Raw genomic sequence first — 15,457 nt, forward strand, 5'->3', positions numbered from 1 at the left:
GGCTGAAAAATGAAGAATAACATGAAATTTGCAACTCGCCTGTCTGCCCTTTTTTCTTTGGGCTTTTTGCTGAACACCACTGCCTGTACTGACTACGCCGAAGAATTCAAGGAAGAACACAAGGGAACATACGGAGTCATAACTCCCGAAGGTAATACGGAGATTCCCACCTACGATTTTGAATCGGCCTATCTTGTTTGGCAGGGTTATGCTGACGATTACATTTCTGAAACAACCTCATCTGGATTCAGCCCTTTTATAATTGCTAACGATAAAAGCAGCATTATTTTCCACGCTAAAGATGAATCGGGCAACAACTTCGCCACAAACTCTCTAGACGACATCAGTTCAATTGTCTCTAGAAGTGGGGGCCTTGCAGGTTCCTTGTACAATGCAGATGGCTATGCCGAAGCAGGTGTCGCATTCCGTTTTGAATCAGTGGACCTGAGCGACGAATCCAGTTACAGTGGAATCGCTCTTGCTCTTGGCTGCACCTACGCCTCCACAAATATCTGCCTGCTACACTTGGATGATAACGGTTCCGTTATATCTGAATACTGCTGTGAATTTAAGAACTTCGCCAACGATACTTTGGTCCGCGGAACACTGGTTCCGTTCAGTTCCCTGGAATATATCTTCGGTGAATCCGATTTCAACAAGTTTATGGGCGAAGCCAATGCCATCATGGTTTCCTTTGCAGGAGACTCTGACGAAAAATTCAGTTTCAACATTGTTGCCCTGGGATTCTATAGCGATGGTTCCTCTTACCTGAAATCAAGTGATGACGTTCAGGAAAACTCCAGCGAATCTGCCGATGTCGATTCCAGCGAAATCGTTAAGCCGAAGTCCAGTGGATCTGTAAAACCCGCCTCTAGTGCAAGTGTTGCGCCTAAGTCCAGCAATTCCGTGAAGCCTGCATCCAGCGCTAGTGTTGAACCGAAGTCCAGCGCAGATGAATCCAGTGCTCCTCGCTTTGTATGGAACGCACAAAATGGAAGCTCATTCTCCTATGACAAATACACTTGGAAATGGAAACTGGCTGGAAACTACAATGACATGTGGATGGTTCCTGAGGATTATGTGGGTTATGACGCCAACGAAAAACTAGACGATATCATTCAATCCTGTGGTGGTATTTGCGGCGAAATCTATCCGAATACAAAGGATTCTGTTCTGGTTTCTGTCAAAATGGAAAAGTCTATTGACATTAACAATTTGGAAGGTGTTTGTGTTGATTATGTCAGTACCGCAAGGGCTTATCTGCGACTGCATGGACTCGATGATAAATATGTCGATATTGACATGCCTAAAACTACGTCTACTGATCAGTACAGCAAGTTTACGTATACCTTGGGTAACACCGATTTGGAGCAGATCTTGTTACTGGTTGGCTCTTTGACTCAAGTCGATTTTGTAATCAAGACGACCGAGCGCCAGAACACCTACTTTAACCTGATTACCTTTGGTAGCTTAAATGAATGTTCTTCTTCTATAACCCTTCCCACGCCTCCGGAATTTGTAAGAAATACTACAAATGGCTACTTCAAATTTGACTGGAATGCTTATACAAAAGATGATATCTTCATGTGGTTTGACGGCGACACCATCACCAGCGAATGGGAATCCAACGGCAAGTTTGGATTCGGAGAAGACAATTTAACTGCTAAAGAATGTGTCAATAAACAAGGATATATTTACACCACCGTTTATACTAATAACAATCCTGAGATGTTCTTCTATCTTAAGGGAGATATGACCAGTCAGGACATTACAGACTGGCAAGGAATCTGTGTAAACTATAATTGGAAAAATAATTGGAACAAGGTTGCTATAGAGAATCCCATAACAGCCCGATTGACCATTGAAAACGAAAATGGTGAATATTCTGCGGTACTTCCCTCTGATCCCACCAAGTTCCATATAAGGTGCTTCGAGTTTGGAAGCTTCCTTGATAATGAAGGCAAATCCATTGTGGATAATAAGGATGGATCTGTTAATGCTGAAAAAATCAAGATATCCTTTACCCTGAATAGTACTGATGGTGCTCTGGAGGGTGCATTTGAACTTCTTGAAATTGGCGAATACTCGGCAATGAAAAATTCCGATGATCCATATTTTACGGATAACATTATTAAGAGCTGTAACATCGAAAAAGAACATGTCTTGATGGGTGATACTCTCAGATGGAACTTTACATACTCGTTCTTGTACAATGGAGTAGTTAATACCCTGAACCCGACATTTGTATGGTTCCAAAGAGACACCACGTCAAGAACAGTCACGGATTCCCTCATTGTTGAGGATGAAAGTACGCAGTATTATGGTCGTAATTTAAGAATCACTCTTGATGACGGGGTTTATCAAAATATTGAATGCCCTACAGGATGGGCTCTCTATCGCTATCAAAGTTGCGTCTACGAAACCGCCGCAAGCGAAATCGCTTATGGTAATGTTCAAACTATAACCCTCAACGGAATGTCTGGAAAGTTGCCTGATTCTCTGGTTACAGTAACCTGGAAGGATGCCGTTGGCAATGAAACAGAAAACAACATGGCAACTCTGGAACTGAATGAACAAGGACGCAGTTATACTCCTGTAGCCTATATTGAATACTACAATGGTATCAAGGATACAATCACCTGCGACACCATGAAGATTGAAGTACAATCAACTTGTGAAGGAAATGTGTTGTACAACTCAAGTTGGGGCGAAAAACAAAACTTGAATTGGGGATGCTGGCAAAATGATGATGGAGTTGAATGCTCGGTCGGAGAAATATCTGGTTCGAATACCATAGGAAATATGGAAGCAAATATATCTTCTGATGGAGAAATCCACGACATCTCTGAGTGGGGTGGACTATGTATCACCTATAAGGCAAGCACGTCTCTTACTTTAGCCGCAACTTATAATGACATGGGGAAATATACATGGTTTAATGGCCTTGATGCGACAGAAAACTATACAACAACGAAAATTGCCTTTGGTGACGGAAAAAAGCCCTTTGGTAAAAGCATCGTTGTAAGTCATTATTCATTTACACCAGAATCATATAATTACCAGGTTTACGAGATTACTACGCTAAAAAAAGTGGATAATATTGTCGGCCCCAAGGTATATGCTTGTGGCGAAACGAAAACCTATAACCCGGATGAACAATTTTGTGATTCAAAGGGCGAACCTCGTGAAAAATGTGGCGGTGAAGAATATAACGACCAGTCTGAATTCTGCGGTGAAGATGGAAAAATTTACAATTTGTGCAACAACAAGACTTTCTCCCCTCTTACAGAGTTCTGCAACTTCGATAACAATATAGAGACACGTTGCAATAATAAAAATACAGAAAAGTGTTTCTATTGGAACGGTAGCGAAGCACACAACGAAGGAGTTGTTGGATTATACTCTCAGGACCCCGTATTTACGTGGCCAGTAGATTTTAAAATCGAAACTAGTGAATACAATGAAGAGTCTGGAACTCTAGATGCAGTTGTTTCCGAGTACAAAGCCGTAGTCGGGCGGTATGGATTTGAGGCTGAATATGAACATTACTTTCCTTATAACGGAGTTGCCTTTTCTGTAGGGAAAGACATTTCCTCGTGGGACGGAATTTGTATCACCTATACAAGTACCGATACTGCATACCTTAAGATAGATATTATTGATAACAGTGCAGTCGACCCTTATTCTTATGAAAGGCCTGTTGCGTTACTGCCTAAGACAAGAAATGATTCTCTTAAAACATTAGTCTTTACCTGGAATGATTTTATGTCTTCCTATGAAGGAGAAATTGGTGACATTCATTTTTCTCCAACAGAAACATTTCCTGATATGAACAATGCTTTGAAGATGGTTCGAAGTATTGGTTTAACCTATTCGGATGCTTTGGGTAAAGAAGGTTATTTCAGCATTTATGAAATTGGAAGTTCTAATCAATGTTCTGGTGTAAATGGCGGATTTACAGTACTTGATTTCGATAATATAACTCAGTGGTATCCGACAAGGTAATATTTCTTATAGCGTCAAAAAAGACCAGCTTCTGCTGGTCTTTTTTTATAGTTCCTTATAATTCCTTGTGACGGCGCATATCGCGGATGTTTTTAGGAAGCACTTCCTTATGCCACTTGATCCATTCGGCGTAGTACAGGTATAGGCGTTCCTGCTTGCGGAAGGCACGACCATGAACAATTCGGCGGCCGTTCTTTACTTCGGGGGGAATGGCGATGTGCAGGCATTCGTGGTACACCACACCGGCCACGGCGTATTCCGGGCAGTTGGCTGCATCGTAGCCTTTGCTGATGCTGATCAGGTTGAAGTCTTCGCCGGTTACAGGGTCCTTGCGTACCGAATGAAAACTGAGACCCCCTACCCTATTGCTCCAGGTAATGCGGCATGTCAGCTTGTTTTCGAAATAGGTATTGTTGATTGCAGACAAAATATTTGTCAGGTCGTGATATTTGCCCTTGGGTTTCATGGGCGGAAGCTTGTGGCGGGTTGCCAGGGGTGCTTCCCCCTTGTCGGCAAGAATCTGGTCTACCAGCGTCCAGAAACGGGTCACCAGTTCCTTGGTCACTTCCTTGTTCTTCTGTGTCTTGCGCTTGGTGGCGTGTTCAGCCCATTCTGCTGCCAGTTCGCGGGCCTGCGCAAATTCATCAGACTTCATGTAGGCCGGGAAAATCACCTCGGGGTGGCCAAACAGTACTCCGCCCCTACAGCGGATGCTCTTCTTCATGAAGTTACTGTACTTAAAACCCACCAATCCGTTCTGTGAAACGGAATTGGGAACCTTGGGCTTATCGCTCTCCTTTGGTTTAGGAGGCGCACCAAAAAGGTCCATCTGGATTTCGTGTACAAAATCCGAAAAACTCATCCGACGACTTCGCCTCCGTCGGTATTGCTCATGACACCTTCGTACTTGTTTACAGCCAACAGACCGCCAAAATAGCTTTCGGGCAGGTCCAGCAGGGCGTAATGCTCCGAAACGCGGTACACCGCATCTTCGATGCTGTCGGGCAGGTAGACGATATAGCTGTCGTTTTCGGGTTTCTGCAAATGTTCCGGCGTACAGAATTGCGGGTCTGTTTCGCTAAAGTACATGCGGCAAGAAACAGGGCGGATCTTGTAGGCCATGCAGTCCCCCACCGGATTCGAGAAGGGGCAAGGCTTCCAGGCCGAAAAATAATCATGAAGGGCCAGGTCTTCGGCGCGGTCGTCAAACTCGTCCAGTTCCGTTACCTTGGCTGGGTCTGCATTCATGGGAAGGGTCGCCTGGTCTTCGGCCTTGCGCTTTTCGTAGAAATCCTCGAACATCGAAGACCTGAGCTGGCAGGCTTCCAGGATGTTCAGCAGGTCGTCGCGCTTTCGCAGGTTGGCATACAGAAACACCAGCTCGAAGGGCTCCACCGACATGGGGTAATGGTGGCAGCAATTGCCACAGGCGGGCCTGCACTGGATGGGGCGCGGCTGTTGAGGCAGAACCGCATCCAGGTACTTCATATAAAGGTCGTGGTACTCGTCCGTGAACTTGATGATGTTGGGCAGTTCCTGAGCCAGGTTATCTGGCCCGATGGCGCACTCGCGTCCAAGGCTTTGGGCCAGGGCGTCAAGACGGTCATTTTCGGCCCTGAGCAGGGTTGCCAGGCGCATTTCGGCAATACGGAATGCCTTGGTCGGGAGATATTCACGGTAAGAATCCATGGTCCAAATATAATTTTTTTAATCCCCTCAGTTTGCGCTTGATTTTCTGACGTCCATAAAAGAAAAAAATACAAAAAACGAAGTGTAAAAAACTAATGAAGTATATTTATTGTAAGAATAATGTTATCTTTGTAGCAAAATTGGAAAACAAAGATGATTTCATTCAAAACTAAGAAATTCGTGCTTGCTGCAGCACTGGCAACCGCTTTGGGTGTGGCGGGTTGCAACTTGTTCAACCCTACTGAAGATGCGAACATCAGGTCTGGTGATGCCGATGCCATGACTTACGAAGGTTACATCAAGTTCAGAAACAACGAGTACACTCTGGCTGCCGATTATTTTAATCAGGCTATCGCTGCAGATTCAACTCACTCCGAGGCTTGGTATGGATTGGCCAAGGCCAAGTTGAACATACAGGACTTGAATACCTTCGAACTTTTGAAGTACGTGAATATTAGCGGCGGAGCTGAACGACTGGCCTTGCTGGATATGGAACAGTCCGTGGTCGACAAGTACGAAGCCGGTATCGATACGGTGGTTACGCTGTTGAAGGAGTTTATCGCCCGCGACACCACAGGTCGATTGGATGGCAAGATTACCTACAGGACCATTTCTGAAAGCTATATGCTTTTGAACATGTTGCAGACATTGTTCGTGCTCCGCGATGCGACCAAACTGGTTGTCGGTTGCGGTATGGTGGATCCTAATACCGGAAAGTACAGCTGCGATGTGGGTGCTGTCCTCAATACCTTGAAAAGAAACAAGGATGGCGAGTCTACTGCCGCTCTGCACGAAGTCTTCAGCACATGCGAAAGTAATCCTGAAACCATGTCCTCTGTGGCTGGTCAGGCAATCCCCGTCTTTGACGAATGGCTGACCGATAATTCCCAGACTCAGGTGGCATCCACCATGTGCGGCGTCCTTGCCGACATTACCGAACCATCTGAAGATGCAGATGCAATCGATATGTCTGTCAACAGCATTATTGCAGTTACTGGCAAGAGCACTATCATGGATGACGATGGTGATGGCTGTTATGATGAAGAAATTATGGACGGCATGGACAACGATGGCGACGGTGAAGTTGATGAAGATTTGCGTGACGTAAATGCTGAATTTTCCCTTGACCTGGCAACGCAGACAAAGAATATTGCTGCCGGCAAAACACAGACCAAGGACCGTGTGGTCTATTCCTCTTTCGGCCCCAATGAAAAGTACATGAATGTGGATATTGATCGTGACGGCAAACTCTGCACCGAAGAGAATTGCGGTGAATGGGAATATATCTATCCCTCTTATGCAAAACGTGAAAGCAATGGCCAGAATTATTTGTTGAAGTTTGCCAAGAAGATTAAGTTCAACCCCATGGGCTTGCCCCCCGAAGAATTCAAGGCCCTCAAGAAGAGAGTGGCTCAGGATTATTCTGGAAGGATCTACAATTTGAAGGCACGCCAGGATAGCGTGGGTGGATGCTGGGTGAACTATACCGAGGAACAGTTTAGAATTTGGGTTAATGAGTGGGAGAACTTTTAATGAATTTTTGTAAGTCCTTTTTGATGCTGGCGACTTCGCTTGCGGCATTGTCCTTTGCTGCCAAGGCGCCTACACACCATTCTCTGCGTGCTGAAGCTATGGGTAATGCCCATGTGGCTGTTGTAGATGATAAGGAAGCTATTTATTTTAACTACGCAGGCCTTTCTCAGATTAACAGACTGGGAAACTACAAGTTGCGTCCGGAGCAGGGGTACTACCCCCGTAACATAGGCGACATGCGTTTGAATCTTGGCGGAGCAGGCCCTTTCGAAACTTACTTCTCCACCTATAACGTAGCCAAGGATCTTCAGAAGATCTACAACGACGCCAATAATACGGCGAAACTTTTGGGCTTATCTTCTTCGAAGGTTCTCATGGACTCCCTGGCGGCTCATCCGGAACTGATCCACAAGATCAACAATTATGACCATAAGTCGCTGACCATGAAAATCAAGATGGATGCTGAAATGGCGTTCCATGGTTTTGGTGGTGCCATTTGGGTTGACGGTAATATTTCTCCCCATTTGGATGGCGGTCTGATTATCCCCTACCTGGCTGTGGATACGTTCTACGTGGATGGTGTGGCTCAGGCGGGAGTGGCATACGGTTTTACCGACAACCTGTCTGTGGGTGTCGGTGTAAAGGCTGCAAAGCGTCACAAGGTCGAAATGATGACCTTGGATATCATGAACTATGCAACCCTGCAGGATACTCTTGAAGATCGTTACCACGACGCTACCGACCATATTCTGGATTTCAGTTCCATTTCTATGGGTATGGATCTGGGTGTGCTGTATCAGTTGACTCGCGAAGTTCGTCTGGGTATGTCTCTTAGAGATGTCTACTTCAAGGATCTTGCTGGCGATAAGATCACTCCGAACCTTTCTGCCGGTTTTAACTATAGCCCCCGTTTCTTTAACAAGAATACCGCCTATGGCCGTAAATTCAATTTCGCCTGCGACTATGCCGACGCCTTTGGCAAGGGGAACAACTATAAGCCCCTTTCCCATGTGAATTTCGGTCTGGAAGTGGAACAGAATATCTTGGCCTGGCCCGGCTATAACAACGCCTTCCGTGCCTTGGCCTTGCGAGTTTCTGGTGGCTTCAAGGGTGGCTACCCTACTGCCGGTATTGCTGTAGAAGCACTTCGTTTCTTTACCTTGGAAATTGCCACCTGGGCTGAAGAACTTGGATATTACACCGGTCAAGATGAAGAACGTGTCTATATGGCTGAGTTAAGTATCGGTTTCTAATGTTAGACCGTTAAACAATTAAATCGCACATATAAAACGCAATAAAGAATCCCGCCAATTCACAGTGATGTGTGGCGGGGTTCCTTTTTTTTTGAGGAGTATTCTAGGTCGAACTTTCGGGAATGCTTACCGTTTTACGCCGGTCTGCAGGATTCTGTATTCGGCATGTCCGTCTTCGAACTTGAAGTCGATTCGCCAGATATACACGCCTGTACCCACCTTGCGGCCATCGCTGGATCTCTGGTTCCACTTCAGGAATCCCACCTTGTAGTGGTTCTTGTCGTTACCGCGGATTTCCTGTTCCATTTCGCCCTTATGGCCAAAGTCCTTCTGGAAGGAGGTGACAATGTGAGAGAGCCCGTCGTAAATGGTGATGAAGGCGTGGAAGGGGGCTATGGTCTGGAACCTGACGCTAGAAATGGTGTCGGGCTGAACTTCCCACTGGTCGCCCTTTTCGGGGATCCACTTGGCCTTCTTGCCCAAACCGCTGATGGCGGGGTTGCCGGCCACTTCATACAGGTAGACACTGCCATCCTTACCCGTCACGTCGATTCCGCCGCGGCCCATGGGGTTCTTGGATCGGTCTACGTACTTCGCTGCGGGGTTGGTCCTGATGCAGTTGTCCACAGAAATGTTGTAATCCTTGAGAACGAAGGTCCAGACGGTTCCAGTGGAATCGATGGTGGGAGCCTCGGCGTTAATGGAATGGGTTGCTGTATCGCTGCAGCTCTTGCTGTAACGGAACAGCTTCTTCCAGGCGGCGCTGTCGCCAACGTTCTTGATGGGTTCAGAAAGGGTAATGACCAGAGTATCGGGCGGAAGCTTGTCGGATGCATCCAGATATTCAGAAATAGTCATTTCGCCAGGATGCTTTACCGCTTCAACAGGTACGGCGCCGATATGATCCTCGATAAACATCTTCTGCATGATATCGCCCTTGCTCTTGGTCAGCTGCAGGTAGGGCTTGGCAGAAGTGTCTATTGCGGTCTTTCCGTATTCGAAAGGCTTTTCTAGCTTGACGTGAATCCACTTGTTGTCGCTTTCCAGGACAATTTCAGATTTTTTGACGCTACGCCATTCGTCGCCGGCCTTATTCCAGTAGAGGGTATCGATACTTTCAATCTTGGCGGTAATAGCCTTCTTATAGTGAATGCGGATAGAGTCGGCTTGTCCGTCCAGGTCGCTGTCGTACAGTTCTGCCAATTCAGCGCCGACGTAATCGGAGTTCACGATCAGGTAGTCGCGAGTCTTCAGGTTGGACTTGTCGGACTTTACTTCAGCCTGGATCTTGATGCGGTTGGATTCCCCGTCAAAATTCAGGACGGCATCCAGTACAGTATCCTTCTGGGCCTTCTTTTCGCTTACATAAGTAAAGTATGCATTCTTTACCTTGAATTCAGAAGTGTACTTGCCTGTTTCAACAGCCTTTACCTTCAAGGTGTCGCCGGTGTTGGTAAACAGGATTACGTCAAGAGTGTCAGCCTTGTCCAAGGTGGGGCTTTCCATATTGATGACCAGGCAGAACGGTGCTGTAGAAGAAGTGAGTACAGAATCCAGGTCTTCGTAGCACTTACTATCCATAAAGCGGTATTCAATACCTTCCATGGAACTGATTGCGGCGGAGTCGGCCACGGTGGTTCCGAACATGGGATCCTTGTAGGAAACCACGATGGTGTCGGCTGCGGTACAGGAAAGACGTCCGTCGTTGCGCTTGGCGTTGCGTTCATCCTTCTTCATGTCGTTAAGCAGCTTGTACTTGCCCGAAGAAGTCTCCACCATTTTCAGGTTTTCTTCCATGTCGCCGGAAACAAGGCAAGAAAGGTTCACCAGCACGGTATCCACTCCGCGGGAGAAGTCTTCTGTGGTGAGGGTCGCCGAGATGACTTCTGTTTCGCGGGCAATGGCCTCGTTCTTGTTAGAGACGTTTACCAGGGCGATAGAATCCTTGACTTCTCTGATGGTCTTTCCGTCCTTACAGGCGGGAACGGATGCATTCTTGAACTTATTCCAGCGTGCAGAAACTCCTTTATTGTCTAGGGCTCGGACATAGAATTCTACTTCGCTGTCCACAAAGTAGGATGTAGGAATTTCGGCAAACCAGAGGTTCTTATCGCCTCTATCCTGCATGAAGTTTTGGGTTTCGAACACGACGCCAATATCATTCTTGTAATACAGGATAACCTGATTAATACCATCGGTATCGGAAACCTGGAAATCAAAGATTCCCTTACCGTTGGTCGTATCGATACAGGCTTCGACAAGAGATGTAATTTTAGGTACGTTGTTCTTTACGGGAATGGTATAAGGTTCCTTAGCCGGATTCGGAACAGAGGGACTCTTGCCCACAAGTCCGTCGACATCGGTGGCCACCACATAGAAATCTATACCCGGAGCGACCACACTGCTTGCAGGTATGGTATAGCTCCACAGACTATCCTTAACCTGGGTCATGGCGTGAGACACCATAGGTGTATTCTTTAGGTCCGATGTCTTGGTATAGATGTAAACAGAACCAATATTCTTCTTGGATTTTACAATAACCTTAATGGTGATTGCCACTCCTTCAGATTGTTGATAACCAATCAGACGCTTGGTAGAATCGGTCAAGGTCACGACTGGGGGCAAGAAGCTTTCGTCCCAGTAGGCGGTATCGCGGCTAACCTTGTTCAGGAAGGTGCCCTTGATGACCACCTGGTGGGTATCTCCATCCAGAACGGCGTCGGGGCTGTTGTAGCAAAGCACATATCGAGCCTGCACGGCACTGCGGATGCTTGCATAGATGTCTGCCAATTGGTCGGCAGAGGGGGCCATGGTAAAGGAACCTCCAGTACTTTCGGCAAGAGTCTTTAGGGGTTCTTCAGAATCACATTCCACGGCGATGGAATAGATTGTTGTATTCATGCCATTGGCCTGAGCAACAACAGAACTAGTCTTTCTCTCGTCATCACTAGCGTCATAACCATCAGAGAAAACAATCACTGCGGTGGCATTAGTTTCGCCCACCAGCTGATCAAGGCCTTTGGAAATGCCATCGTTGATGTAGGTTCCGCCTCGAGCGCTCAAATTATTAACGGCATTAAGGAGGGCATCCCTGTCGGAAGTCATGGCCTGGTGTACACGAATAGTATTTTCAAAACCGACGATAGCCGTCCTGTCGTAAGGTCCCATCTCGTTAATGAATTGACGGATGGAATTTTTGGCGCTAGTCATTTTTGTAGAACCCATGGATCCACTTTCGTCTACCACAAGAACCACGGAAACGCCACCGATTTTTTCTACAGAGGAGATCTGAATGGGAACGGATTTTTTGTCTTGATGGAGGACAAAGTCCGTTGAATCCAGACCTGGAATAGCGCGACCGGAATTTTCGTCTACCACAGATACGGTTGCGCATACGCCCGGGTGGTTGTTCAGATCCAGACTATTGATGGTCAACTTGGGCTGAACTGTAAAGTCTAACGAATATGTAGCCTCTACGATACATTGAGCCGTAGTAGGCTTCATTCTAGTCCTAGAACTATTTTTATTGTCAATGGTAACAGACCCCTTTCTGGTTACCCAGGAATCAAAGGTATAACCGCCATAGGGAATGGCGTAAATCAGGGTATCCATTCCTGGAGCCAGAGCCACGTCACCGGCGGGATTTGTGTAACCCTTAGACGGAGAGTTTACAGTAAGCACATAGGGTGTTGCCACCAAGGCCGAGAACTCCGCATTGCTAAAGTTATTGGTGGTGCTGGATACGAACTTCCAGTACTGCGTTTCGCCCTTTTTGCCGGGCTGGAAACCCTTCTGGAAATTGGAAGTGATCGTGGAATAGCTAACGGAGTTGGAGAACGTGGAGTCGTTACCATAGAAGTACAACGTGCCGCTAATCGATTCGCTAAACACGAAACTGATCATACGCCAGGACGTATCGGGTGCAGTCCACTTAAAGTAAATAGACGATCCTGTGTAATCACTAAAGTAATTGTGCATGAAGGAGAACTTCTGTTCCTTGGTGGTCAAGGTTTCGATGGTTCCCTTCTTATAGGTTGCTTTTACCTTTGCAGAATCCTTTGTAGAAACTACGGTATTTTTGGCCAGGGTATCGGCAATGTTGGCGTTGCCCGAAAGCACTCGCCACTTGTTGAATCTGTATCCGCTGTCGGCCGATGCCGAAATGGGGTAAGCCACATTAAGCCAGGCAGAGGCATATCCGGTATCGGGAGTCACATGGCCGCGAATGTCGGAAAGAACGGTGATAGAGCCTTTATCTGCGGAGGAATAGCTAATCCAGAACGGTAAATTCCTTGCGTAAGATGAACTGTAGTTCTGGAATTTGTAATAGACAGTATCCCCTGCATTAACCGATATGGAATCCACGACTACGTTGGCCTTGTTCCTACTGGCGGTATAGGAAGAGAACGAACTGGAACTATATCGATACAGATATAGGGTGTTTTCGTAGTAGCTGGAGCTGACTTCTCTTGTTGCCGCAATAATGTAGATGCCGGTCTTGGGAGCCACAAAGCGGAATCGAACTTCACTGTTATAATTGTCGATATAGTAGTGCTTGTCAACAGTGTAGGCAGTGGGAGTCTGGGTAATGTTGTAGATGATACCATCAACAAATACGGCACGGACTTTGCAATCCCCCTTCAGGCGGGCGTAAGTCGTTGACAAGGTGGAATCAGAAATCGTGCAGGATCCAGAAACACGTTCCCAGTGAGAGAACTTGGATGTATTCCTACTGTAGGCCCTAAGCAGGATGGAATCCCCGCTCACATAGGTAGAGTCGTAGTTCCTTGAATTGGTTCCCACGTAGACATAACCGTATCCTGCGGTATCGCCACGCACCTTGACCGTCTTGAGAACCTTTACCTTGAAACTGTCATTTACTGTGATGGAATAGGGTGAGATAAGGAAATATAGACTATCTCCCACATTACTCATGTTGAACATAATTTTTGATGTTCCGGAATATGCGTAATCATAGTCTTTGTAGTTAGATCCGAATGTATTATAAGAGTATTCGTAGACGTAGGTTGTCTGATTTGTATTCGTCACCAGGGCGTAAGTTCCAGTATCCGGGGCTACGAATACGGTACGCACTCCGTATTTATAGGATTTGCTGCCGTACTTGAAATAGTCGAAGGTTGATTCCTTGCTGGAGATTGTATAGACCTTAGCGGAATCTACATGGAAATTGATCTTGATGGAATCCGATGAGGGAATGAACTTGGTTGTCATGGAAGTGGAATCCAGGAACTTACCGGAACCGTATTCCACATACCATCCGCCAAATCGAGTGTCCTGAGCGGTGTTTGCTGTAACAGTTAAGGTGTCGCCCAATGCAACTGTGTCTGGATAAGACTTGTTGGGAGATTGTATGAGGGCTGCCTTCTTGGCTACAATGTAAACGGAATCGCTGAAATAGCTAGAGTAGTTAGACGTAAGGGTATAAAAGAACTTGTCTCCTGCATTGACCTTTATGTACTGGGTAACGGGAGATGAGTAGGAGAATGAGTTACGCCTTTTGTAACTAGTTGCGGTGGAATCATTGCCGTAATCGTAGAAGTAGTGTGAATAACTCTTGGAGGTGGCTCTGATGGCATAGATTCCGGCAGATAGAGCTGTATAACGGAATCGTATACCATACTCCGGAGAACGGTCATAGAAATCGTTTATGAAGGTATAGCCCTTTTTCTGGGAGGTAATGTCGTAATATTTACCGGCAATACACTGCAGCTGGTATTTTGTATCGGTATTGATGGTGTCGCTAATGGTGTAAGCGGTACTGTCGTAAAGTTTTTTATCGCCAGTCAGCACTTTCCAGCCGTTGGGGCGGTAACCCACCTTGCTGTAACCCGTATAAGAAACAATTTGACCAGGCAAGGCTGTGTCCAGGGCCACAGCGGTAGAACAATTAGCCGATGCGCTGGTCAAGGAAATTGTATTTGTCTTGATGGTGGAATAACTGATAGAGAATGTCTTGTTGGAGTCGCGAGTGTTATAGGATCTGACACTATAAAACAGGGTGTCGCCTGCACTGACCAACATGGAATCGCTCATGTCATAACCGCTGTAGTCATACCAGGCGGTGGTCGCGAATGTGGAAGTGACATGGCGGTAGAAATAGAAACGATCGTTGTTTTTCGGAGAAACGGTAACGCGATAGCCGCCACTCTTGGGGGCTATGAGGTAAAAACGGACCCCGTTTGTCGCCGATCCGGAATAATAGTTGGCCGCAGGGCTATATTCTACCGGTGTGGTGGTAATCTTGTACATGACGGCATCTGTGAATTCGGCGGTCACTTTGCAATTCCCATTAACGGCGAGGGTTGTGGTTGCCTTGGTTGCGTCGCCGATGGTGCAAGTACCCGAAGAAACTTTCCACTTGCTGAACTTGTGGTCTTTATCGCCAGGAGCGTAGATTGAAACGGTGTCTCCAGCCAGGTAAACAGAATCGGAACTGGCATTGTCGGCCTTGAGGTTTTCAAAAGTGACTTTGGCCCCGTCCTTGGCGACTACCTTACGGGTATCAGAATAATAGGAAGAGGTATAAGGTTCTATCCTGAAATAGAATTCCTCTCCAGCTGAAGTGGCTGTTATACCGAAATTTTCAGTATAGCCAGAGTACAGAACCTTATGCGCAGAATAAGAACTAAAAGAGTTATCGGACCCGTAGTAGTAAAGTTCATCTTTTCCGTAAACAGTAGAGAACTGAATGATGTAACTCCCTGCCTTGGGAGCTTTAAAGCAGAATCGGGTTCCGTTGGACTTCGATAAGTAATAGTCGTTTGTGTGATCAAAGCTTAATGGCGTTTCGGTAATGTTAAGTACAGTACCCGAGGCAAAAGCCATAGAGCAAACGAAACACAAAAAAGCCATTACGATGCGAAACGCACCAAAATCGCTCTTCAATTTCATGAAGAACCTCCTAAGAAATCATCCCATTGACGTGAAATGTAGAAAAAAATTCTTTCTTCAGCGCA

General features: G+C 46.4%; 6 protein-coding genes. 3 read left to right on the forward strand and 3 right to left on the reverse strand.

Translation table 11 applies throughout. The features are described from left to right. Nucleotides 1-9 precede the first annotated feature (9 nt). A complete protein-coding gene (locus B7992_RS04320) occupies nucleotides 10-4,005 on the forward strand; it encodes a hypothetical protein (protein ID WP_088665653.1) in 3,996 nt (1,331 codons plus the stop codon). Between the two features lie 55 nt (nucleotides 4,006-4,060). On the opposite strand, the gene B7992_RS04325 is transcribed toward B7992_RS04320, so the two are convergent. Next, entirely contained in the window at nucleotides 4,061-4,867 is an 807-nt protein-coding gene (locus B7992_RS04325) for a hypothetical protein (RefSeq protein ID WP_073161073.1), read from the reverse strand. Further along, entirely contained in the window at nucleotides 4,864-5,694 is an 831-nt protein-coding gene (locus tag B7992_RS04330) for a YkgJ family cysteine cluster protein (RefSeq protein ID WP_073284966.1), read from the reverse strand. Before B7992_RS04330 ends, B7992_RS04325 begins: the two co-directional genes overlap by 4 nt. 153 nt (nucleotides 5,695-5,847) lie before the next feature. On the opposite strand from B7992_RS04330, the gene B7992_RS04335 reads away from it, so the two are divergent. Next, nucleotides 5,848-7,227 (forward strand): tetratricopeptide repeat protein, encoded by a 1,380-nt coding sequence (locus B7992_RS04335; protein WP_088665654.1) that lies wholly within the window; start codon nucleotides 5,848-5,850, stop codon nucleotides 7,225-7,227. Beyond that, nucleotides 7,227-8,480, forward strand: a complete 1,254-nt coding sequence (locus B7992_RS04340) for a hypothetical protein (RefSeq protein ID WP_073161067.1) — start codon at nucleotides 7,227-7,229, stop codon at nucleotides 8,478-8,480. The genes B7992_RS04335 and B7992_RS04340 overlap by 1 nt, the downstream gene beginning before the upstream one ends. 126 nt (nucleotides 8,481-8,606) lie before the next feature. Here B7992_RS04340 and B7992_RS04345 read toward each other — a convergent pair whose 3' ends face one another. Next, the gene (locus tag B7992_RS04345; protein ID WP_088665655.1) at nucleotides 8,607-15,392 is read right to left on the reverse strand and encodes a VWA domain-containing protein; all 6,786 of its coding nucleotides are present in this window, start codon (nucleotides 15,390-15,392) and stop codon (nucleotides 8,607-8,609) included. Between the last annotated feature and the right edge of the window lie 65 nt (nucleotides 15,393-15,457).

The sequence above is a fragment of the Fibrobacter sp. UWH1 genome, assembly GCF_002210365.1.
Classification (GTDB): Bacteria; Fibrobacterota; Fibrobacteria; order Fibrobacterales; family Fibrobacteraceae; genus Fibrobacter.